The 23,624-nt window shown below is 51.9% G+C and carries 18 protein-coding genes and 5 pseudogenes; 4 read left to right on the top strand and 19 right to left on the bottom strand.

Going from position 1 to position 23,624, the window contains the following annotated elements; genetic code table 11:
• Nucleotides 1-71 precede the first annotated feature (71 nt).
• The gene (locus tag AC0QDI_RS24780) at nt 72-1,019 is read right to left on the bottom strand and encodes a transcription initiation factor IIB (protein WP_474672761.1); all 948 of its coding nucleotides are present in this window, start codon (nt 1,017-1,019) and stop codon (nt 72-74) included.
• Between the two features lie 572 nt (nt 1,020-1,591).
• Here AC0QDI_RS24780 and AC0QDI_RS24775 point away from each other — a divergent pair.
• On the top strand, nt 1,592-2,152 hold the full coding sequence (locus AC0QDI_RS24775; protein ID WP_474672759.1) for a TATA-box-binding protein: 561 nt from the start codon (nt 1,592-1,594) through the stop codon (nt 2,150-2,152).
• A 315-nt stretch (nt 2,153-2,467) separates the two neighbouring features.
• Here the strand turns inward: AC0QDI_RS24775 and AC0QDI_RS24770 are convergent, their stop codons facing one another.
• Both AC0QDI_RS24770 and AC0QDI_RS24765 read right to left on the bottom strand, forming a co-directional pair.
• The gene (locus tag AC0QDI_RS24770) at nt 2,468-4,456 is read right to left on the bottom strand and encodes a copper resistance CopC/CopD family protein (protein WP_474672757.1); all 1,989 of its coding nucleotides are present in this window, start codon (nt 4,454-4,456) and stop codon (nt 2,468-2,470) included.
• Between the two features lie 3 nt (nt 4,457-4,459).
• Nucleotides 4,460-5,695, bottom strand: a complete 1,236-nt coding sequence (locus AC0QDI_RS24765; RefSeq protein WP_474672755.1) for a beta-propeller fold lactonase family protein — start codon at nt 5,693-5,695, stop codon at nt 4,460-4,462.
• Between the two features lie 334 nt (nt 5,696-6,029).
• Here AC0QDI_RS24765 and AC0QDI_RS24760 point away from each other — a divergent pair, with 334 nt between their 5' ends.
• Nucleotides 6,030-6,272 carry a hypothetical protein gene (locus tag AC0QDI_RS24760; protein WP_474672753.1) on the top strand — a complete coding sequence of 81 codons (243 nt, stop codon included), beginning with the start codon at nt 6,030-6,032 and terminating at the stop codon, nt 6,270-6,272.
• 436 nt (nt 6,273-6,708) lie between these two features.
• Nucleotides 6,709-6,981, top strand: a pseudogene (locus AC0QDI_RS24755) (hypothetical protein); the annotation flags it as partial.
• A 69-nt stretch (nt 6,982-7,050) separates the two neighbouring features.
• Here the strand turns inward: AC0QDI_RS24755 and mptA are convergent.
• The 11 genes and pseudogenes from mptA to AC0QDI_RS24700 all read right to left on the bottom strand — a co-directional run bounded on the left by mptA (nt 7,051) and on the right by AC0QDI_RS24700 (nt 17,768).
• Nucleotides 7,051-7,995 (bottom strand): GTP cyclohydrolase MptA, encoded by a 945-nt coding sequence (gene mptA, locus AC0QDI_RS24750; protein WP_474672751.1) that lies wholly within the window; start codon nt 7,993-7,995, stop codon nt 7,051-7,053.
• 97 nt (nt 7,996-8,092) lie between these two features.
• A complete protein-coding gene (locus AC0QDI_RS24745) occupies nt 8,093-8,317 on the bottom strand; it encodes a DUF8106 domain-containing protein (RefSeq protein WP_474672749.1) in 225 nt (74 codons plus the stop codon).
• Nucleotides 8,318-8,469: 152 nt separating this feature from the next.
• Nucleotides 8,470-8,596 (bottom strand): annotated as a pseudogene (locus AC0QDI_RS24740) (transposase); the annotation flags it as partial.
• Nucleotides 8,597-8,832: 236 nt separating this feature from the next.
• Nucleotides 8,833-10,011 (bottom strand): MFS transporter, encoded by a 1,179-nt coding sequence (locus AC0QDI_RS24735; protein WP_474672747.1) that lies wholly within the window; start codon nt 10,009-10,011, stop codon nt 8,833-8,835.
• 403 nt (nt 10,012-10,414) lie between these two features.
• Nucleotides 10,415-11,845 (bottom strand): Fe-S cluster assembly protein SufB, encoded by a 1,431-nt coding sequence (sufB, locus tag AC0QDI_RS24730; protein WP_474672745.1) that lies wholly within the window; start codon nt 11,843-11,845, stop codon nt 10,415-10,417.
• A gap of 474 nt (nt 11,846-12,319) precedes the next feature.
• Nucleotides 12,320-13,006, bottom strand: a complete 687-nt coding sequence (locus AC0QDI_RS24725; RefSeq protein WP_474672743.1) for an urease accessory protein UreF — start codon at nt 13,004-13,006, stop codon at nt 12,320-12,322.
• Between the two features lie 676 nt (nt 13,007-13,682).
• A complete protein-coding gene (locus AC0QDI_RS24720; protein ID WP_474672764.1) occupies nt 13,683-14,372 on the bottom strand; it encodes an urease accessory protein UreD in 690 nt (229 codons plus the stop codon).
• 216 nt (nt 14,373-14,588) lie between these two features.
• Nucleotides 14,589-15,212, bottom strand: coding sequence for an urease accessory protein UreG (ureG, locus tag AC0QDI_RS24715; protein ID WP_226777605.1), 624 nt, complete (start codon nt 15,210-15,212; stop codon nt 14,589-14,591).
• Nucleotides 15,209-15,625: an urease subunit gamma gene (locus AC0QDI_RS24710; protein WP_226777604.1), complete on the bottom strand. Its 417-nt coding sequence runs from the start codon at nt 15,623-15,625 to the stop codon at nt 15,209-15,211. The genes ureG and AC0QDI_RS24710 overlap by 4 nt, the downstream gene beginning before the upstream one ends.
• Before the next feature lie 2 nt (nt 15,626-15,627).
• On the bottom strand, nt 15,628-17,334 hold the full coding sequence (ureC, locus tag AC0QDI_RS24705; RefSeq protein ID WP_226777603.1) for an urease subunit alpha: 1,707 nt from the start codon (nt 17,332-17,334) through the stop codon (nt 15,628-15,630).
• A complete protein-coding gene (locus AC0QDI_RS24700; RefSeq protein ID WP_474672741.1) occupies nt 17,331-17,768 on the bottom strand; it encodes an urease subunit beta in 438 nt (145 codons plus the stop codon). Before AC0QDI_RS24700 ends, ureC begins: the two co-directional genes overlap by 4 nt.
• A gap of 555 nt (nt 17,769-18,323) precedes the next feature.
• Here AC0QDI_RS24700 and AC0QDI_RS24695 point away from each other — a divergent pair.
• Nucleotides 18,324-19,427, top strand: a pseudogene (locus AC0QDI_RS24695) (ISH3 family transposase).
• 192 nt (nt 19,428-19,619) lie between these two features.
• Here AC0QDI_RS24695 and AC0QDI_RS24690 read toward each other — a convergent pair.
• The 5 genes and pseudogenes from AC0QDI_RS24690 to AC0QDI_RS24670 all read right to left on the bottom strand — a co-directional run.
• A pseudogene (locus AC0QDI_RS24690) lies at nt 19,620-19,822 on the bottom strand (IS5/IS1182 family transposase); the annotation flags it as partial.
• Between the two features lie 579 nt (nt 19,823-20,401).
• Nucleotides 20,402-21,625: pseudogene (locus AC0QDI_RS24685) on the bottom strand (site-specific integrase).
• A complete protein-coding gene (locus AC0QDI_RS24680; protein WP_474672739.1) occupies nt 21,622-22,080 on the bottom strand; it encodes a hypothetical protein in 459 nt (152 codons plus the stop codon). The pseudogene AC0QDI_RS24685 and the gene AC0QDI_RS24680 overlap by 4 nt, the downstream one beginning before the upstream one ends.
• 3 nt (nt 22,081-22,083) lie before the next feature.
• Complete coding sequence (locus AC0QDI_RS24675; protein WP_474672737.1) at nt 22,084-22,665, bottom strand: DUF7342 family protein; 582 nt, start codon at nt 22,663-22,665, stop codon at nt 22,084-22,086.
• A gap of 400 nt (nt 22,666-23,065) precedes the next feature.
• Nucleotides 23,066-23,521 (bottom strand): hypothetical protein, encoded by a 456-nt coding sequence (locus tag AC0QDI_RS24670; protein WP_474672735.1) that lies wholly within the window; start codon nt 23,519-23,521, stop codon nt 23,066-23,068.
• Between the last annotated feature and the right edge of the window lie 103 nt (nt 23,522-23,624).

Here is a 23,624-nt window from a genome sequence, read left to right as displayed (position 1 = left end):
TCGACGGATATATCGTCGAGATGGTCCATTGGATACAATAACGATATAGGGGCGGAAAGTTCTAACGGTTACTATAGCATCTCGATTTGTTCCTGATATCGATTACGGATGGTGACTTCAGTAACTTGAGCAGCATCTGCGACTTCTTGCTGTGTCCGTTTCTCGTTGCACAGCAAGGTGGCAGCATAAATCGCGGCAGCGGCGAAGCCTGACGGTCCTCTTCCAGAGAGTAAGGGGTCAGCAGTCTTATCAATAATCTCTTTCGCCTTTGCCTCTACTTCTTGTGAAAGATCAAGTTTTGAGGTAAAACGGGGAACATACCGTTTCGGATCAATTGGTAGTAGTTCAAGACCAAGCTCATTTGAGATATATCGGTAGGTACGACTCACCTCTACTCGCTCGACACGCGAAACGTCTGAAACTTCCTCTAGTGAGCGTGGAATACCTTCTTGTCGACAACCAGCATACAATGCAGCTGTGGCAACACCTTCGATTGATCGACCACGAAGAAGGTCTTCCTGTAATGCTCGCCGGTAAATTACACTTGTAACCTCACGAACGCTCTGAGGAATCCCAAGTGAACTTGCCATACGGTCGATTTCGCTAAGTGCGAATTGGAGGTTTCGTTCCCCGGCATCCTTTGTACGGATTCGTTTCTGCCATTTCCGTAACCGATTCATCTGCGAACGTTTCCTCGAGGAAATCGAACGGCCATGTGCATCTTTGTCTTTCCAATCGATTTGAGTGGAAAGTCCCTTGTCGTGTATCGTCTGAGTGGTTGGTGCACCGACACGCGTTTTTTTCTGCCTCTCTTGATAGTTGAAAGCACGCCACTCTGGACCCGAGTCAATCATTGATTCTTGGATAACGAGGCCACAGTCTTCGCAAATTCGCTCTCCTTGTTTAGAATGCTGTACTATGGTACTTGACCCGCACTCTGAGCAGGTGAATTTAGTTTTACTATCCTCAGCTTTCTCTGTCTCATATTCGTCGTCACTGAGACGAACAGACCAAACCATTACTATTTCGGTATGAAGTCCAAGAGTATAAAGTTTCAATCTCGATAAGGGGTGCTACTTTGTTAAGCGTGAGAAGGAGACGACAATGGCGAACTTTTTCATATTAGAACATATATCATTTTAATAAATATAAACTTGACACTGGGAAGTTAATAATATTGGTTGGTTACATAGATAATACTAAAACTGTTGTCCGTATTTCAGAAAGTTACACTCAGATTTCTGTGCGTCGCAGTCCAGTGGCGAATCTCTACTCCCGACAGTTCAGATGAATTGCGACTCGTGATAATTTATCGTATATTTCAATGCGTTATTATGTAATGTAATGCGTTCTCAAGAGAATCTCTCATCGTCAACGGCTACATATTTGAGATCTTGTCCAAGATGAACAGCAAGGTGCTCTCACGGAAACTTCTCAATCGATTTCTTAAGGTGGCTGATGATCGATGTCAGTGATCGAGTATCGTCGGACTCTTCAAAGGTTGCGGTGAATCACTAGACAGAGCTGCCAGCATAAGTACATAGAGTATCACGAGATTTATAGTGATTAGACACGTTGTTTTAAACAGTAAATGTCCAATCCGAAGGAATCTATCACCATCGAAAATGTAGTAGCATCAACAGGAATCGGTCAAGAACTTGACTTGGAGAACGTCGCAGCAGATTTACAAGGAGCAGACTACGATCCTAAACGGTTCCCAGGACTCGTCTACCGCACACAGGACCCTAAAGCAGCCACACTACTCTTCCGGTCTGGGAAGATTGTCTGTACCGGCGCAAAAAGCACTGACGATGTCAGGAAAAGTCTTGAGATTGTTTTCGAGAAACTCCGTGAACTCCAGATTCCGGTTGAAGAGGATCCAGAGATTATTATTCAGAACATCGTTAGCTGCGCTGATCTCGGTCAAAATCTCAACCTGAATGCAATCGCAATCGGTCTTGGTCTTGAAAATATCGAGTATGAGCCAGAACAGTTCCCTGGGTTAGTATTCCGACTTGACGAACCAGACATCGCTTCTCTTCTCTTTGGATCTGGGAAGTTAGTCATCACTGGTGGAAAAGAGCGATCTGATTCTAGACAGGCTATTGATGTGATTGTGACTCGTCTCGAAGAAATTGAATTACTCGAGTAGTATATTTTTTCGACCAAAACTAGCTAAAATAATTAACTATACTGGTGATCCAGTCAACGGATTTTATATAATGGTTTGTCAACTACGTGACTTTTGATTTTCTCAGCCATTCATGGTGAACCAAACATAAGTGTTCAAGCCGAGAACGTGGATCCGAATAACCATCCCCACACCGTCTTGCGATTTTGGGAAGTGTCAATACAAAAGATGACCTAGACACCGTCGTGCGGTTTTGAGTGTCATCAACCGGAAGGTGCAACTATGATTCCCGGAATGTTGTCTCGTTTAAATATATTTTTATACACATATGGGATATCAATTATCTTCCTGTCGGTTATAGCGTATTGACTCAACTATTACTGCGACAGATCCGATGACAGCAATGCCGATCGCCCCGTACTGGAGTAGTGTTGTGAATGGAGTAGTGGAAGGAGTGGAATCTTCGCGATCGTGGTCATCATGTGCTGTGTCCGTCACTGCATGAACGTTGAACCACTCACTGACGAACGAGCCGTCCGGCGCTCCGGTAACCCGTATCTCCCAGTCTCCGTCGGCTGGAAGCGTCTGTACTGTCGCGTATGTCTCACTCTCTGCTTCGTCGAGTTCAATCTGCATCGTCTCCTCCCCGTTTTGACTGTCTGCAAGCAATCGAACAGGTCGGTCCGATTGGAGTGGCTCGCCGTCGCGTAGAAATCTCACCTCGAACACGACTGGTTCATCTGCGTGAACGGTGATTAGATCAACCCGGTCCGTTTCAGTATCGGCTTCAGCAACCGGGAGTACTGTCAATTCGATAGTAATGTCATCAACCTCCTGTTCGATGGTCGCCATCTCCGGTCCGGTTTCCTGTTCTTGGTTAACGATGGCAGCCGTCGGGATTGATGTGAGTAATCCTGATACGAGCAGGACAAGGATGAGAACCGCGACTTCGAATCGAACAGCACGAACGAAAGCTGTGGTCGTTCCGCTTCCAGATTGACCACCATCTTCGCGGAGTTGCGTGTCGGTACTTCGTCCGAACAGCCGACCAATAATGTCTCTTGAGCGGGTCTGCGGCTCGAGTTGTCGTAGGAGAATAAACCGGGTAAAACCACCGAGTCCGAGTGCGACCAACACGAGAAGAACCTTCGCTGAGAGCGAGAGTCCGTAGAGCGTCTCGGACAGACCATCAAATGTGAGGATGTGCCATGATGCGAGAACGAGTCCGGTCGTCACCGCGATGGTTACGCCGATGATGGCGAGAATCGAATACCGCCGAACGATTCCAGCGGCAAGTGCACTGCGATCGGCTGAGTCGCTCTCCCGAAGGAGTGGTGGAACAACTACCGCGAGGACGACGAGTCCACCGACCCAGAGGCCCGCTCCGATAATATGGCCGAAGTCCACTACAGTTCCCAGCAACCGATCGATCGCAGTGGCTGAATGACTCGTCCAACTCACGCTCGCACCGATGAGGAGCCCACCAACAAACGCAATTCCGAGCCAGCCACGTCGAGACAGGAATCCACGAACGGCTCCGAGGAGAGCGACGGTAAGGAGCGCTGTGAGTACCAGTTGTACGACCCATGAATGGCCGAGTGGGGTATTGCTGAACTGGATCACAGTCTCGGTGGAGAACGGGCCGACTGCCGTACTCCGTGTGAGTCCGAGTATGAGGGCCGAGATAAAGAGAAGGAGGCTCACACCAGTAAGGAGCTTCGTAAGACGGCGATCGGCTATTGTAACTTCAGATCCGAACCGGTCGACAAGTGGGTAGATGACACTCACTGCCGTTATCGGAATGCCGACAACTCCGACGAGGGTAATGAGGAGGAGTCCCTTTGCACCAGCCTCAACTGGTGATACACCTTCGTCGACCTCGTCATCCTCGTACGCGTCAAGGACAGCGTCACGATCGAGTGGTTCGTCACCGACGCTGAAGAAGAACGACCCGCTGGAAGTATGACCGTCATCGGCGAGGATCTCCCACTGGACCGTGTATATGCCGTCACCAGCGTCTTCTTCTTCAATCGGCACATGGACGACTTGTGAGTCATCGGCATCAATCCGAGCACCGCCGCTCACGTCCTCGTCGTTCGACCCAGTTACAGTGACGTCTGCGACTTGGATACCATCACCCGAGAAGTAGAGCGTCACTTTATCGGGTACCGTCTCTACTTGTTCCCCGTTCGAGGGATCTGACTCGCTAAGATAGGCGTGGGCTGCGACCGGTGTCGCAATGCTTGCGAGGACGATAACGCCGACTATGATGGCGATGACTACTGCAAGCGGCGGCCTCCGGTCAAGTGACTTACCCACGCTCATGGATTACTGTTCGTCTCCTGCGCTACTGAGGTACTGAACGGTGTCGACGCCCTCCTCAACAGGGACGTGTTCGATTAGCTCTTGCGCTTCCATGTCGATCACAGCTACGGTACCGTCAGCACCAGCAGGGGTAAAGAAGTATCCGTCACCGGAGACACCCGAGCGATGGAGGAACTCTGCGCCTTCAGGGCGTTGGATATCTCCGGCGTCGATCCGGTCAACTTCTTCGAAAGCGTCGACATCGATGACCGTCGCGGTGGCCTCCTGCGTATTGGCGATGAAACCGTAGAGTGTGTCGTCAGTCTCGTAGTACTCTAGTGCATCAGGTCCACCATCAACCTCGACAGAGCCGACCTCCTCACTGTCCTCGGTGGTGACGTCGACGAAGTGAATCTCGTTCTCGTCGATGATACCCATTAGTTCCTCGTCAGGAGTGAGGTACATTCCACCGGTGAAATCGAGTTCGTCGATAACCTCGTCGGTTTCGGTGTCAACCACTGATGTAGTCCCGACGCCACCGGAGCGCTCGAAATACGCGAGGTCGTTCTGGGGGCCATACGCCTTATAGTGTGTTCCACCCTCGTCCCCGAGTTCGATCGTATCCGATCGCTCGTATGCTTCCAGATCAATGACATGCACTGCCGGATCATTGACGTTCGTCGCGTATCCTGTCGTATCGAAGTCCTCGTGATAGAGGAGTTTGCCGTGGCCCTCATTGTCGAGTCCTGCGACGACGGTTTCAGTGACCGCGTGAGATTCAGTGTCAATAACGTAGAAAGTCCCCTCCGCGTCAGAATGCGCCCACATCTCCTCGTCGTTCGGATGATACATATGCGTCCCGTCAGGACCCATAGCGACTTCGGAGACGATCTCGTGGGATTCGATATCAATTACAAGTACCTGTGCAAGCGTCGACTCGATGACGAAGAGTTGGCTTCCATCGCTTGTCGGGACAGCATCTCCCCATTCATAGCCATCAATACCTTCAGTAATCTCATCAACAACTTCACCTTCGGCTGGATCGATAATGGTGATCGTGTTCGGGCCAAACGCGTATGCGACCCCGCCGTTAGATCCGGTCTCGGTTTCGGTGTCCTCACCGTTTTCTTGAGTTTGTCTATTGTCACTATTGTTTTCAGAGTCCTCATCCTCAGCCTCGGTAGAGCATCCGGCAATACTAACTGCGAGTCCGCCACTCGTCGCTTGTACGAACCGCCGTCGGTTGACAGTAGACTCCATATTCGACACCCCACCTCCTATATTATTCGTAGTTATGGTTCGATAGTCGAAAATCGGAGTTGATATATATTGATTTAAGAACTGTATCGGGATCCATCGGATTCGGTCTGGATATTTCTTGGGTAGTACTGCTCAAACCGAAGGTTCTCCTCGTCGTTGACGTTCGCCAGCTGGCTCTGATCTACGGGAACAGGGAGGCCATGAAAAACGAGGAAGTCCCCCACAGGTGATGACAGACTGCTGCGCGACTCAACGAGAAGTGCACGGAACTTCTCGGATGAGACGACTATTTGTTAAATATATTTTGCATGAGAATATCGTATTTTCAATTATAATGAGTGGTAGAGATCCTCGAGCAGCAGCTGGTAGGGCAGTACTCATTACTGCCTTCCTCATCGCGTTCTCGTCCTTCGATAGAGCGATGTACGATGAGATCACGATCGCTAAAGCCTTGGAACCGTGGTGGATCGACCTCGCGACGGCGAATCCAACAGCGTTCAGACTGCTGTTGGTCCTCGCTGTTCTGGTCCTCGGCAGTCCCGTGATCGCTCTCATGGGGGCGTATCGCCTCGGATGAAGCGAATGAGTGACCACCAGTTACTGTCTCTCTTTTCCCAGCAAGTAGTGAACAAGAAGTAGTGATGATAGTGACTACATTCCTTGGTTCGAGAAGGCTGCCTATCTCATACAGTCTTTCCCAGACCGTCAATCACTCATCGGTCATTCACTGAGTACTGGTTGAGGCAGTAGTAAGAGTTAGCTGCCTTTCCGATCGACAGCCTGTAAAACACGGTTTACCATTCGTTGCTGTCACCGATTAGTTCCCATTTGTTAAGGGGGTTTGTTCTCTCTGCAATTCCATCGCGTTCGTCCAAAGGATCCTTCGGTGATTTTATATATGATGGGTGGAGGGGTAATTCTTTCTCGAGTGACCGAGAAACCAGATTCAAAGGCGGTTCCCTCGTTTGATTCGCCGCGCAATCGCGATCGGCAACACGAAGCGGAGTCGGGCCTTTCGAGCCTACGAGCCGCTGGACAAGGATAACGCGCTCGATCGTCAGTCGTTCGTTCACAGCGAGGGCGAATATACCGATAGTGAGATGAACCTCAACATCTGCGAGAGCCATGCGTCGCTGGCGCGACGGTGGCACTTACCCCGACGAGACATCTCCAAAGACAAGCTCACGCCCTACCTCAGAGCGATTCAACTTCACCAACGCGTTCAGCGCAAACTCGCGGCGAAACATTCAAACTATCCTCGAGTTCGAGTTCTGACATCACTATAATCGATTATCCAAGAGCGGCACATCAAAGTCAAGCTTTGTCTCCGGTCCTACGAGATAGAATCCGCTAATTTAGCGTTTGAATGGGGTTTTAGTGGTGATTTCTTCACGAAGTATACCTATTTCGGTGACACGCTCGGCGTGAGCGTTATGCTGGTGGATCGACTCGTCGTTCGATTGCTTCATCGAAATCACTGTGTCGTCCGGTAGGTGGTCGAACTCGTCGACGACGTCCTCAGCCATCGAGCGCACGCAGTCCTCAACGAACTTCGCATCTGCGTGGGCCTCGTGAGTCATGTAGTCCTCATCGGGGCGCTTCGCGAGGTTGTAGATCCGCGCGCTCATCGAGTCTCGCGCGATATCGATGATGTCGTTGAGATCGACATTCGGATTGCCGGTGGCCTCAACCGTCAGCGTCGCGTGCCCACGCTGAGAGTGGCCAGGCTGGGGCACTTCGTCAAGAAAGTCCGTGATTGTCCCTCCGTCGACGCCCAAGTCCTCAAGGGTCTGCTTCGCGCGAGCGGTCGACATCCCCTGCGAACACGGACAGACGGTCATTCCGACAACTTCGGCACCGATCTCCTCGCGGGTTCCTTCCTCGGTCGCCGTTGCGGAGGCAATAATGTCGACGGTGTGTTGAGTTTCGCGATCGCTGGCGGGTGTCTGCTCGCGGCGCATGAACTCCGCTTTCATCGATACCTCCGCACGGGAGGTGTAGTCGTGTTTCTTAAGCAGTCGTTCGGCGACCTCGCCACAGATCTCCTCGACACAGTAGGCCTCTTCGTGAGTGGCCTCCTCGAGAATCTCGTCGATGACCTCCATGTTGCGGCTCATATCCGCACCCTTGCGCCAAGACGGGAGGTCAACGAAGACTTCGAACTCGGCGGTGAGGACGATCGGACGCTTCTCTTCGCGAGCGATTTTGAGGAGTTTCTCAACCTCTGTGACACCGACTTGGCTCAATCCAACAGTAATATTGGAACTATCCGCCTGGATATCTGGTAGTTGGTGACTCATTATCACTACAAACAACAGCAGCCAATTAGAGCTTTCGAAAACGATGTTAGTTCTATAAAGAGTTACTAACTTCTAATTTAAGTTATATGGGTTTTTCTCATCCTGTACAATAACACTGTCTCTCCTTGCTGTTATTATTTTGAGCATCTGTAGTCGGACGAACGGCGATTGTTATAGCACACTCTGGGCAGCGGTAGATATCACAAGTGCCGATCGTCTTCACCTTCCAATCACCAGAAATTGGATTCTTATGCCCACACTCAAAGCAATATAGCGTCGCTTTTCTTGGTAATTTACGACTGGGCTTAAATCCGGAATCCATTGTAAACAGAAGTACGGTTTGGTCACCGATAACAGTGTTGAATATACTCTGGTAATCGGAATATCAAGTCTAAGCGAAAGTCAGCGCGAATTCTCTGCCCCATCATGGGCGGATGAAGCGCGTCACTCCGGCGTGTGCTCCGTTTCCGTGAGATTGTGCGCTGGGTCGCTCTGAACGAATAAGTGTACGATCGTCTATAATCTCCAACGCGAGAATATCGTGCCCAAAGTGGTCGGTAGACTCTCTGAGCAATTCTCGAACATCATCTTCAACCACGTTGAAACCCAGAGCCAGTATTCCGGAAGCATAAATCAGAGATTTGTAGGCCTGCATCAGAGATATAGACACCAGACAAAGTGGTCTAAACAGGAACGTCAACGCCACCTCATCATCACGAACACTGCTAGGAACACGGTCAGACGAGCATCTACCCTGAATTTGGCAGAGGAGTACCTTAGATTCCATCAAAGTATACTTCATCAATCCCATAACAGAGTTAGGATAGTAGCTCGGGATCAGTATCCAAGCCTAAACATCCAGTTGGTGAGAAGTATGAGGGAGACAATAGCTAGAGCTACCGCGAGAAAACCAAATGAGACTACCCATCCGAATATGTCTGCAACCAGACCGATAACAACAGAACCTAACGAAGCAACAACCATGTAGATAGTACGGACAAGTCCGAAACCTGTATTTTGTTCCTCAGTCGAAAACTCTCGCAAAAACCTGGGCATAACAGCTGCACTAAAGCTCATGGCGAGTCCGACAAGTAATATACCAACAAGAACTGAAGGAAAGCTGGACATCATTACGAGTAGTCCAAAACCAATTACACCTGAAAGCATACACCCGGTGATCGTCAAATCACGGCCAACCCGATCAGATACAGCACCTACACCGACCTGAGCAATTCCTTGTACCACAAAGTATATCGAAAAAAGTGTACCAGCAAGCGGTGTAGAAATACCTTGGTGCTCAATGAGAAACGTCGGTAGAAAGGAAGCCGTCCCTTGCCAAGTAAACTCACCAACAATCGCAATGACAAGCGTAAAGCCGATTGGCGGACGTGAAATCAATTCATGCGCTGCCGAGAGCTGTAACTGCTCTCGGAGCGGTGTCTCTGGATGTTGTGGTTCAGTTGGACGTACCTTCCACGCAAAGAGGGTCGTTGCTGGAATGCCAATTGCTGCAATAGCGATCATAGCAAGTCGCCATCCAAATTGGACTGCAACCCAGGTGACAAAAATAGGTGTGAGTAAACCAGCAACAGTTGCACCTGAATTGTGAATGCCAATCGCAATACCAACATTATCGTATATGCGCGCGAGCAGTGTTGTGGCAACGCTATAGTGTAACCCTGCAACCGCACCAAGGAGGATAGTCGCAAGGAAGAACAAGACAAACCTAGTACTGATTGAAATTACCAACGCAGCCAAGGCTGATCCACCCATAGCGATCAATATGATTCGACGTTCACCATACCGATCTGCCAGAATTCCACTAGGATATTGGCTAAGACCATACGCGAGCCACATCCCAGTTAATGAGAGACCGACAGCGGCGTGTGAAACAGAAAATATTGTGACTATTTTGGGTACAATAGGGCTAATAGCCAGACGGCCAACCATCGTAGCAAAAAAGGCAAGTGTACACAGTGCAAGAACCGTATCTTGATATCGCCAATTCCTTGACAATGTCCTAGTTCGTTCTAGACTGGGAGATAGGGGTACTTCTTCTTACTGATTACTTAACGAATATAGGCTTGCAAACCAATCGCTACTTAATAATCCATTTATGATAGACTCATACATTGCTATATTCGGGCCCGATGCGATAATTACACATGTACGAGTGTAAAGAAAGCTCGGTTAAAGGCTAACCACCCCTCACAAAAAGACATCTCTATTCAGATATTCTGTACTCTTATGGGGGATAGATTACTATGTAGGAACGACGAATGCACTATTAAGGATAATTGAATGATACATAGAATGATAAAAACATGTAGCAGAGTGATACGTTTCACTCCGCTCACGATAGGATGGGAAACTCGCGCTGTGTGTCTACAGTGTCTGCTAAATATATGTGTATTACCGATTAGCCGAGGCTCCCCTCCATCTCGAGTTCGATGAGGCGGTTGAGTTCGACCGCGTATTCGATGGGCAGTTCCTCCGTGATCGGCTCGATGAAGCCGGCGACGATCATTTTCTTGGCGTCGTCGTCGTCCAGACCGCGACTCTGGAGGTAGAAGATGTCCTCGTCGCCGATCTTGCCGACAGTCGCCTCGTGAGCGACGTCGACCTTCGACTCCTTGATCTCCATGTACGGCATGGTGTCCGAGGTGGACTCGTTGTCGAACATCAGCGCGTCGCACTCGACGGCGGTCGAGGAGTTCTCGGCGCCGTCGGCGATGTGAACGAGCCCGCGGTAGTTGGTGCGGCCGCCGTCCTTGGCGATCGACTTGGACTCGATGGTCGAACTCGTCTCGGGCGCGTTGTGGTAGACCTTCGCGCCGGTGTCGATGTCCTGACCCTCGCCCGCGAAGGCAATGGTGATGTGAGTGTCGGTCGAACCGCGACCCTTGAGAATCGTACACGGGTAGAGCATGGTCACTTTCGATCCCATGCTGCCCGAGACCCACTCCATCGTACCGTTTTCCTCGCAGATGGCGCGCTTGGTATTCAGGTTGAACGTATTCTTCGACCAGTTCTGGACGGTTGAGTACTGAACGTGGGCGCTCTCGCCGACGAAAACCTCGACGCAGCCTGAGTGGAGGTTGTGGGCGCCGTACTTAGGTGCGGAACAGCCCTCGATGTAGTGGACTTCCGCCCCTTCCTCGGCGATGATGAGCGTGTGCTCGAACTGGCCCATCCCTTCAGAGTTCATGCGAAAGTACGCTTGGATAGGCATTTCGACAGTGACATCCTCGGGGACGTAAACGAACGACCCGCCGGACCAGACAGCGCCGTGGAGCGCAGCGAATTTATTGTCGCTCGGGGGGACACAGGTTGTCATAAAGTGTTCTTTGACGAGTTCGGGGTGCTCTTGGACCGCGCGGTCCATGTTCATGAAGATGACGCCCTTCTCCTCCCATTGCTCCTGCATGTTCTGGTAGACAATTTCGGATTCATACTGGGCACCGACGCCCGAAAGCGCCTTACGCTCAGCCTCCGGAATGCCGAGTTTCTCGAAGGTATCCTTAATATCGTCTGGGAGTTCATCCCAACTATCGGCACCTTCGCGCTTGTCAACGTCAGGACGGATATATGGAATGATGTCATCTACATCAACCTGAGAAAGATGAGGTTGGTCCGGCCAGTCTGTCGGCATCGGCATATTCTGATATTGTCTAAATAACCGTAGGCGTCTCTCTAGCATCCAACCAGGTTCGGATTTGTCTATTGAGATCATACGAATGATTTCTTCAATCAGGCCTTTATCCGATTTTACCGCAGCCTGCTGTTCCTTTTTGAACTCGAAACGAGCTTCGGTATTAGTCTCCTTGAGGTGGTTTTGCTCGGAACCCATCTTCTACAGATACAACTTTCGGCCATAGTAAAATTATACTTCTCCTAGTTGGTTTCACATCTATTAAGAATTAAAATTGTATTATTTGAATAAATGTTTCATAGATAGGTACAATGAATATTATGATATCGTTCATCCAGATTCATCTTGCCGAGTGTCGACAACTCGAGATGCCTGCATTATCCGCGAGTACGTCGATACTATCAAGGTTCTTCGTAACCGTTTCAGCGAGTGGCTTTCCTTCGCGGGCGGTTTGGAGTGTACCACACATACTGATCGGCATTCAGCCACAATTGAGGATACAACTTTTGTCTTGGTTTAAAGACCTCCGGCCTTTTGTGATGACAAGATATCTGATGTCTGGAATCACGCTTAAACACTGTCAGACGTGTGGCAAGTATCTTACCTTTCTATTCAAGCATAATAGCAGTAAAAACTCTAAAAGTTGCAAAGTTCATAGATAAAGACCAGTGGCTAGCTCATGAACAGACGACGTTCGGCGTGTTCGTGATCTGCAGTTGCCAAGTCAACTAATGGGGCAAACGGCATTAGTTCGTCAAGTGAGCGGTCAGCACTGTCTGCAACAGCTGAGACCATTGTCGGCTGTAATGTGTTAAGAATTCGCTGGGCATCGGTGTGGCCAAGAGAAAGAAGTCGCTGTGCGGCACCGAGTAGTCCAGTAATAAAGCTGTGGCAGTGAAGGAGGCACGCTTCGTTGATTGGTACACCTAGACGACCCGTAACTGCTCCTACCACGGTCGGGTACATTCCAGGTGCGTCATTGGGGACGCGGTCGACATACGCATCAAGCAGTTTGTCGTCCCTCAGGTCAGTCTCTAGCGAAAGCAACCTGTTACCAGTACGAGTTGCACTCTCGCGGAATTCTGCAGCTAGTGTTATCGCGGCTAGTCGACGGTCAGCTTCACATACTCCATCGAGATCACCGTTGCTTGCTGCCGTATGGGCGACTCGGAGCACCACCAGTTCACCCGGGCCTAACAGACGTCGAAGATAGGTTTCAAGAATCGCTTTGAGCTCGTTTGTATCGGAGATCTCGTTTGTTTGGATGAACTGCTCTAGCCCATATGAAGTGGTGTAGCTTCCAACCGGAAGGAAGGAATCGGTTAGCCGGAAAGATGTGAGGGTCGTCTTATCGGTCATATACCGTTATCCCCCAGCTGGTCGTGTCCCTCCTCACCTTGAGTGCTCTTCTGGTCATTCTCTGAGTGGTGATGGGAATTAGAATTGTCAGTATGATCATTATCAGGTTCGTTCGTATGATGGTCGGATAAGGCATGTGAGTGATCGGATGAGCCATGTGAGTGATCGGATGAGCCATTGTGTGCACGGCCGGCGTCAGAACCAAAAGCTGCGGGCGAAACCGTCGTTCGCGTGGCTGTAGCTCCGTTGGGTAGATGCGCTTCGAGTAGAGATTCTAGACGGCTAAGATCTTGTTCTGCCCGAATGAGTACACGATTGTTCGTGACCGCAAGGTCGCGGTGGCGATTGCCAACAGCGTGTCCCAGTTCAACTGCCAATGGGAGTGCATCATGGTTGACGTCGTCAAACGAGAGCGCGACTGCGGGAATGCCATCAAGTTCAACTACAACAAAATGCTTGTCGTCACTACCTCTATCCCTCGTGACGAGTACATCCTTATCTCGAAGTTTACGGCCGACGATGATTCCTATATCGGTACCATCAACAGTAGTCGTCCGCACATGTGAGCGCCGGCGGTCAGTGTCATCTAGCACAACGCGGAGTGGGTCGGCAGCGTCAACGCGGTCACTAACCTCGCTGTCGGTCAAGGATCCGAAATAGGTGTCTGCGACGAGCATCACCATACCCCTCTGTCAGGCGCTGATACGCCGAGCATCTCCTTGCGGACTACGTCCCATGCAGTCCGGAGCGTCTTGGTTACAGCGTTGGTACGGTTTGCGAGCGCACGGACTACTATTCCGGCTTCATTGGGAAGCGCTGTGGCCCCGGCCCGTGCCGGACCATCGGTAATTCGCTCGTAGATCTGGTCGCTCAATCCAGCATCACAATTCGGTGAGACTATGTACAACGTTCCGTACGTGTCAAATTCGCCTAGGACACCCGCTGCCGTGGGATCCCGACTCTCCGTGTTAGGCTGGAGGTCTGTAGTGTCCTCGAACAGGAGTCCGTTGGGACCATGGACCCGAAGCCGGTTCAAATATCGATCGAAGTCAAATCGTTCGCCACGAGCTAACCGTCCCGGAACTACGATTTCACCTATAACCGCTGTCGCGTTCCGCTCCAGTGTTAGTGTCGTCGTCTCGCAGTACCGGGCATTCGAATGCAGGATAGTCGGTGCAGGCACGAACGCCAGGTGGCCCCCATTCTGGACTGACAACGAACGCTCGGAAGCACCGTAGTTGCACTCCATCGAGAATACGTTTGTTGCGCTTCCGGTTGTTACCGTAGCAATGGCGTCCTCATTAACCGTAATTGTGATATCGTGACGGTCGCCCTGTACAACTCCACCGCTTGAAGTTTGCACCATGACAGTAGTTGCGTCGGGGTGAGGGTCAGTCGCGAGCGTCCCTGAAACGTGAAACGGAGCACGTGTCCGGTCACGAGTAAGATGGGTTTGTCCGTCGGCACCAACTGCGAAGGTTAGGTCTAGCCGCCCGTCCTTACTTGGAGAGCCCACAGAGGCCTGTGGAACCGACTCGGCGGCGTAGTTATCGAAGCTGGGATGTGGACTATCGGAGGCCATCTACGCGAACAGCACTCCTGACTTGATGTGCTCTAACACCTCGTCTATCCCGTCTTCGCTCTTACAGTCCGTGAATACGAATGGCCCGTCGCGCACTGAGCGGGAATCTCGCTCCATCACGTCAAGATCCGCGCCGACGTGGGGTGCAAGGTCTGTTTTATTGATCACAAGAAGGTCACAGTCTACGACACCTGGTCCGCGCTTCCGCGGGATGTCGTCCCCCTCTGCAACCGAAATCACATACAGCGAGTAGTCTGCAAGTTCAGGATTGAAGGTCGCCGCAAGGTTGTCCCCGCCACTTTCGATTAGCACGAGGTCAAGATCGGGATTGTCGTCGAGGAAAGCATCGATCTGTTGGAGATTCATCGATGGATCCTCTCGAATACCCGTGTGTGGGCAGGCACCGGTTTCGACACCTGCGACCAAGTCCTCGGGAACGACATCGGAGAACCGCTCACGGAGTGCATCCGCGTCTTCCTGGGTGAGGATATCATTGGCAATTACGCCGACATCTAAACCATTTGTCCGAAGACGTGGGACAATCTGGCTCAGCAGTGTCGTCTTTCCCGAACCAACGGGACCACCAATGCCAATTGTCGGAATATCGCGGTGACCCAGACTCATGTATCGTCACCTCCATCTGACTGGGTTTCAGTTGGTTCGTCACTCTCTGTGACCTCATCAGCCTCATCACGCTTGCTTCCATCTGCATCGTTTTCGTCTGACTTTGTGTCAGCTCTGATGGGGTCATGAACGGTCACCAGCTTCGTTCCATCGGGGAAGATCGGTTCGACCTGGATGGTGGAAATCATTCCTGGAACACCATCTCTCACGTCCTCATAAGAGAGTAGCTGCGTGGCTTGTGTCCGGATCTCTTCTACGTTCTGTCCCTCCCGGGCACGCTCGTTACACCAGTCGCTGATGTACGCAATGGTCTCGGGATGATTCAGCGGGACACCACGGTCCTTCCGGCGCCGTGCGATCTCTGCGGCTACGAAGATTGTTAATCGTTCGCGTTCTTTAGGTGTAAGGTTCATGTTCAGATCAGGTATTGCTGTGCAAGACTGAGTTCGGAGCTCGGTTCACAGGTGATGTGCTCGCCATCGATCCGTACTGCGAACGTCTCAGGGTCAACCTCAATGTCGTCGGGACAGTAGCTATTGTAGTGCATATCGTCCTTGCTGACCGTTCGCGTGCCCTCGACGGGAACGACCGGGGTGTCTAGACCGTATTTCTCGCCGATGTCAGCTTTGACCGCAGCTTGGCTAACGAACGACACTGAACCAGCATGTTTAGCCTTCCCTACGGAACCAGCTCGAGGTCGTTGCATTATCGGCTCACATGTTATCACGGACCCGTTCGCCTCACCCATCTCCGAATAGGTAGGGAATCCACCTTTGAATGTCATGCTGGGCTTGATCCCGAAGAAGGCAGGGTCCCACAGCACAATGTCTGCTAGCTTCCCAGGTTCGAGTGTCCCAACGTGTTTGTTGACACCCGCCACGATTGCAGGATTGACTGTATACTTCGCTAAGTACCGTTTGATGCGGAAGTTATCAGCCCCAGATCCTTCGTCTTCAGGAAGTGGTCCACGCTGCTGCTTCATCTTATCTGCAGTCTGCCAAGTTCGAGGGACAAGTTCTGCCATCCGTCCCATCGCCAGCGCGTCGGTAGTCATCATTGAGATGGCACCCTCATCGTGCAGGACGTCTTCGGCAGCAATGGTCTCTGCTCGAATCCGTGATTCGGCGAAGGAGACGTCCTCGGGGATATCTGGGTCAAGATGGTGTGCAACCATCGCCATATCGAGGTGCTCTTCGAACGTGTTCTCCGTATAGGGCATCGTGGGATTCGTCGAAGAGGGAGGCAAATTGGCCTCACTAATTAGTTCCATGATATCGGGAGCGTGTCCACCACCAGCGCCCTCGACGTGGAACAAGTGCATCGTACGACCGTCGATCGCCGCAAAGGTGTTTTCGACAAAACCTGCCTCGTTCAGTGTGTCAGCGTGCAGAGCAACCTGCAGGTCCGCGTCCTCTGCAACAGAGAGACAGGTGTCAATAGTCGCTGGTGTTGCACCCCAGTCTTCGTGGATCTTGAACCCACAAATGCCAGCTTCGACCTGCTCACGAAGGCTAGCTGGCCGCGAGGAGCTTCCTTTCCCGTATAAGCCAATGTTCACTGGCCAGTCATCGGCAGCCTGCAGAAACCGCTTGACGTTCCAAGGTCCAGCAGTAGTACTGGCCGCACCACCACCGTAGCCACCTCCGATTAGTGTCGTAATCCCTGATGCAAGCGCGTGATCGTGGAGCTCCGTGGAAGCAAAGTGAACGTGAAGGTCTAATGCCCCAGCTGTGGCGATCTTGCCCTCACCAGAGTAGACATCTGTTGAAGCACCGACAACCATATCGACATCATCCATCGTGTCCGGGTTTCCAGCCTTTCCGATACCGGCGATCCGCCCATCGCGAATTCCAATGTCGGCAGCGACGATTCCAATTACCGGGTCGAGTATCGTGGCGTTCGTTATCACCCAGTCGAGAGCTCCTTCGTCCCGTGTAACTCCCGGAGCCATTCCCATCCCGTCGCGCAGCGTTTTGCCGCCGCCGAAGACAACTTCCTCACCGGGGGTGCGAAGGTCCGCTTCAACTTCAGCCAGTAGCTCTGTATCCGCCAACCGGACTCGGTCGCCTTTCGTCGGACCGTACTGATTAGCATACGCCTCGCGATCAATATCTCGACTCATGTTTCCTCCTCCTCCGATGTCTCATTGGTTTCATCCATCACAGGCGATTCAGCGTCGTCAGCGAAGCGAAAGCCGGTCTGGCGTGCCTCAATAAGTGCTGTCTCAGGGTCGTTATCGACACTTCCGTTAACTAGGTTGTTCATCCCTTGGACACGGCGCTTCCCAGCAATGTCGACGAGATCTACCTCAGCACGTTCCCCAGGTTCGAACCGAATCGCCGTACCCGCCAAGATATCTAGCCGTTTGCCAAATGCAGCGGACCGGTCGAATTCAAGAGCGCGGTTTACTTCGAAGAAGTGAAAATGTGATCCTACCTGGATTGGTCGATCACCGGTATTTGCGACGGTCACGGTTACAGCCTCGCGACCGTCATTGATTGTCACTGGTTCGTCACCAGGAAGTATCTCACCAGGAACAATAGTATCATTAGTCATTCATGTACCTCACAAAACAATTCAAACGCCTGTGGGGAAAGCACTCGTCTCATGGACTGTACACCGAATACAAAGGCAAGTATGGATAAAAAGCTGGTGGAGATGGTCTGATCAAGTTAATCAAAAATAATTTATTAGAGACATGACCGAAATAGATGAGTTATACTACCAAGGTAGTTAAGGAACGAGCCATCCTGAACTCGGAGTCCACGCCCCGACATATATTGGCCGATAACATCTCTGAGTCGTCAAGGAGAATGTAGTCACACTCGAGGAAACCGATGATGGAATAGTTAGATTGTGCGGTAGCAAGTTGCCAGTGTTGACACCCGAACAATCGCACAACTCACAGAGATTGGTGTCGTATTCCAGCACCAAGGTACAAGCCTGAATCCAAAACAGACAGTTACTCAGTCGATTTCCGAACCGCTGTTCGAGACGAGTTAGTCAAAATCTCAACCTGAACGCGAGCGCAATCGGTCTTGGTCTTGAAAACATCGAGTATCAGTCGATCACATCAGATTAGGAGGAGTGTCTGCTTGGAGAAGGTGTACAATCAACCTAAGTAGACAACGAGCTAAAAGAAGAGCACTGCTTAATTTTGTCGTCAACAGTCTCGATAAGGAACTTTCGTTGGACCTCGGAGAGAGCGTAGAGGTCACGACGGAGGAATTGTACGAGGTCCTTGCCGGCGAGACCTCGATCAATCACGTCTGCGAGAAAACTAACGACTCAGCCTACGCCAATACCGTCCGTGGATATCTTACGGATCAGTTCGATCTTGATACCGTTGAAGCGGTTGGGAACACACTCCTTCAACAGGATGCCCTTGGGATGCTTCCAGATCGACCGGTGGAGGTCGTCGACGACCTCCACCTCGATCCTACTACGGTGACGAGGACGAGACGAAGTCACTGCACTTCTCGCAGGCGAAACGAGGAACCACCGCCTTTCACGCCTACGTCACGCTCTACGCACGGGTGCGTAACAAGTGATATACGCTGGCAAAGCCACCAGCGATGCTCTTGATGAGTTCCTCGAACTTCTCGACGACCCTGACCTGCGCGTCAAGGCCGTCTACCTTGACCGTGGATTCTACAACAGCACCTATCTCGAGCTGCTGTACGCACACTATTACGCCTACATCATGCCAATCGTCAAGTGGGGCGAGACGATTCAAGACAAACTCAGCAGAGACTGGATCGCGTGATCGAACACGAACTCGCTGGGCGGGTAACATTCCTTGTGTTCATCGACTGTGTCTACTAGTGAGGATGATACTACGAGCACAGGGTGGCGCATCACGGCTACGCCGCTGACGCGCCGTTCATCGACACACCACATGATGCACGAGAGCACTATCGCAAGTGCTTCGGCATCGAGTCAAGCTATCGATTAGCCAAGCAGAGCCTTGCTCTCACCAGTTCTCGGGACGCCGGGCTTCGGTTATTGCTGTTTGTCGCGAGTCTATTGCTGCATAACGTCTGGCGATACCTTCACTGGGTGTACATGGCGGCGCCCCGCCGTGGGAGGCACCGCCTCTGGGAGTCGTCGTTCACGAAGCTCTATGAGATGGTGATTCGTACTGCCTGGACAGCCCTCGGTGTGCACAGAGCTGTCCCAGCGAATCAATCACTTGACGACCGATTTTTCCGGTAGCTGTCCCTAAATTGGGCCAGTAGGTGAGTGGCAATATTGTCGCGTCGGTGGCGATCACCGCCGACAGCGACTGACCAATATCAGACCTCACCATCGTTCCGGAGGCTATCCAGACATCACAGACGTAGATTCAGTGCCTACTGGAAGAGATTGTGAGCCTCTCGGTGTGATCGACTGAATATAAGCCAGAATAGTTCCATCCGATAACTTATCTACCGTGAGTCCGATCTTGACGACGGTTCTGGACATTTCATGCAGAATATCGAGCAGCCGTCGATACGGTTGGTTCAGGTACTCGCTGAGGCAGTGAATTGAGACAATGATCCAGTCAGCGTACCCGCCATCACCCTTTTCGACCGCCGGAGCAGCTCGCTGATGACAGCGTTCTGGGACAAACCGACACATCAGTCGGTAAAGCGGGCGAGCTGAGACGGCATACTCGCCGCTTCCTGACTCAGCTACTCAAATTCCTAGTAAAGATGGCATCTGACTAGCGTCTAAACATGGCGGGATAAAGTATCCTCGAGATCGATATCACTAGTTTCTGGCGCTGAGATTCAAGAGTCTGAATCCTTTACCATACTAATTGGTTGCCTCTGTATCTGGTTGCTGGAGCCATTCCTGTAGACGGCCCGCCTTCATACTGACACCAATCCCTGTGAAGAACGAAAGCAAACTGGGCACAAGTATCCAGATTAAGTTTGGATGTTCTGTACCTGTATGCATTACTACGTCAAACATGCATGTACACCTAACTACTGGACGGGTTATAAAGTTTGGACATCTTAGTTAGGATCAGATTATATGTTAATATCAATATGAATTTACAATTTATCTATATGAAGATAATAAAATAATTCCTACCTCAGTAGGTTTCTGAGTTGGATTTTTTACAATTCTCTACTACAATCCTTTGACTCAACAGTCACCAACTATTGCTGAGGATATAGTTACTATTCTGTAATATTATCAATCTATTCTAGTGCTTCTATCACTATATCGCCGAGTTCACCGGCCTCGATGGGGGAGTAGCGCTCACGAACCATCTCCTCGGAGTTATCCAAGTACCGGGCAGCGACGGTGTAGCCAAACGCCCGAACGAGAACCTCCCCATCCTGCGTCGACCGCCGTGAGGTGCAAGATAATTGTGTTTCGGATGGTTAATATCGATCTCCGCGGCCTCTGAGATACGTTGGAAAGTCGACCGTGCTCCATCCATCGTAATCAACGGCGGTCGGACGTCCTTATCAAGCGCCAATAAGAGGTCACGAGCGTACTCGCTACGTCGCTCGTCGATTGGCATCCGGGCGTTCTCCTCGGTCGGCCAGTACGCCCTGTACGAGCGTCGCAAGTGTCCGCTGGTCGAACGTTGGGAACACCGGCCACCGCTCCGTTGATGGATCCATCAGCTTTCGGTAGCTCCGAAGCGGGGATATCATCGGATCAGGGAGGCTTGCGGCGTCCCATCGCTGTTTCTTCCGGTAGACATCCATACTCCCGTCCTCAAGCGAGATTTCTTCCTACTGGACCCCGCGCCGGCGCGGATCGTTCGGGTCCCGAAGGAGTTCGCCAACCCGGACAGCTGTGTACGCGAGGACGAATACGAGGGCGCAGTCACGGACTGCCTTCAGCGCCTCGTAGCGCGCTCGTTGCTTCTCCAGAGGGGCTCATCCGGGAGTGTCGTGTACGTCTCAATGGCTCTGCGGGCTTGCTCGTCGACGTGCCGGGTGAGGACGTGGCGCTGCTCTGATGTCCAGGCTTGCTGGTCGCCGGGTTTGCGGCCGTCGTCTTCAGGAAGTGGAGCCATCGCGCTTGCCGCTGAGCGTAGTGCGCCTCGAGGTAGTCCTCGTTGACGCACCAGCCACACCACGCGGAGATATAGCGGTAATAGGTTGTGCAGTATTCTGCTTGAGCTCGCGATCACCGGCAAGGTGACGGGCGTATTCGCGGAAGACACGCTCGTCGAGGTCATCGAAGATGGGTTCTCTGTCAACGTTGTTAGGGACGATCCCGGTCCAGTCGTCGTCACCATGGTCGCCAGCGACCACTCGGCAAACCACTCGAGTTCGCGCGCCGCGTTTCGTCGGTAGTTCGCGTCGTCACCACCGCGGCCTTTCCCCCTTGGCCTGAAGGTATCGCTCGAAGGAACTCGCGAGTGACTGATCGGCGCGTTTTCGAGGTGTCTTATCGGGGGTCATGATTCTTCGTTCGCGTACTGGTATGTCGGACGAACGTCCTCGAGGAGTTCTTCGACGATTTCCCAGAGGATCAAAGAGGGAGTCTCATGTTCGAATGTGATTCCCCAGCGGTCCTCCTCATCGGCGGCTGAGTACTGGAAATGCGTCCGTCCGAGATCGGGATGGTCCTCGTCCTGGTGCCAGCCAGCGTGAAAGCCCGTGTTCGGGTCGGTGTAATTGATACGGAACCAATCGTGTGGATCCTGCCGATACCATTTGACAGTTAGTTCCGGCGAATCAGGGCCTGTCGGGGGATCAAGGCGAGCCGGATCGAAAATTGCCCGCAGTTGCTTGGCCTCGATATCGTCAGGAACCAACTCGACCGCCGTGATCTGTGGAACACGGCCGAAGACGTCTCGCTTCAGTTGGGCGTGAAGGTTCGCGTTCGGATCACCACCTGGATGCGGGACCGACATCCGTTAGCTGCTGGCCTCGGCAGGCTCTGTCGTCGGAGCGAGGAAGTCCCATTCGCGGATGGCGAAGCCAACGATCTGGATGCGCCGCTGAAGGTGCTCCCACTCGCGTGCGATCTCACGGCGACGGTCTTCCTCGTCGGCGTCAAGGGACTCCTTGGCGAGCGTCCCGCGAAGCTGGTTCGGTGACTCGACATCGAACTCATCCTCCCGGTCCCGGATCTGCGTCTTCATGTCGGCGAGGCGGTCCGTGAGCTCCTCGACAGTGTGCCCGCTGTCTCGAAGACGCATCGCCTCCTGCATCGCTTGGCGGCGGTAATCAGGGTAAAACGTCGTGTGAGCACCGGTTTCATCACGATGGAGTATGCCATCATCGACAAGTCGTTCGAGGACGCGTTTGGTCGGCTCGTGTGACCAGCCTCCTTCGGAGGCGATCCAGTTTGCCGTTCGCGGCTCCGATAGCTGCCGGGCAACCATCCGCACGCGGTCTTCACCCGTGGTCTGGCGTTCCATCAGGCCCTCGGAGCTCGATTCATCTTCGGCCATACAATACGGTTCGCGCTTCATCTTAATATAGGTTGAGGTCATTAATTCTATATCGAAACTTCTCCTTCGCCATCGCCCCGACCTCAGCTGAGGAGGGTTAAAGCAAACTCAAACCCTCGGTCTTGACGGCTTTACTCCGAGGAAGCGGCGTTGTGAGGTGGTTTACAATTCATGCTTACCCGACGGCAGCGGGGCACTTCAAAGGTCATAATTATTCAGATAATCAAGTCTGTTCAACTGACGTGTACAAAAGGCTTCTCGAGCAACCGCACTGGGGGTGAGAGCGCTCGAGAGCAGTTTGCTGCCCGGAATCCGCATTCGTGAGTATCGGTCACGAGGCCATAACCTCGGGACCTAATCCTGTTGGACTAAACTCTTGAGGGTAGTGAGTTATACCATCTATATACCGCATATCGCTACATGAAATGGCAGGTTCAGTAGTTCACCGATCGGGCTGTATGAGGAGTTCCGGTGGGACGATCTCGTATTTGGCGTACAACTCATTTAACCCGATTGCTCTCGCTACCATACTGCGGTGGTGTCCGTCATCCGTCACATAAAAGCAGTCACCACACTTCCGAAGCTTCGGAGGAGCCGTATTCTGAACCTCAAACTCTTCCTCGAGCAGGCACACCAATATCTTCTTGATTCGGGGCTTTTCCAGTCGGCTCGGTGAGCTGACCGAACCCGCGATTGCCGACGGTGTGATGAAACTCTCCTCTTCTGGGAACAGATCCTCTTTCCGCTCCCAGTCGATAGTGCCGGTCGGCTCTTCCCACGAATCCACGATGTCGGTCGGCGATTCGACCTCCCCATCGACAGTTCGCTTCAGGAGTTGCCTCGCGTGAGCAGTCTGCTCTGGTGTTAGGGAAAGGGTTTCACCCGATGGTCGATACATCTACCACCATATAGTAATTACAAGTACATAAACACTTCAATAGATAGAATCCGTCACGGAATCACTCTGACTCGAGCAACGATTCCGTCCGAGTGGGTCTCGT

It is taken from the genome of Natrinema sp. LJW11, from assembly GCF_056135975.1.
This window is presented reverse-complemented; position numbering and strand designations above follow the sequence as displayed.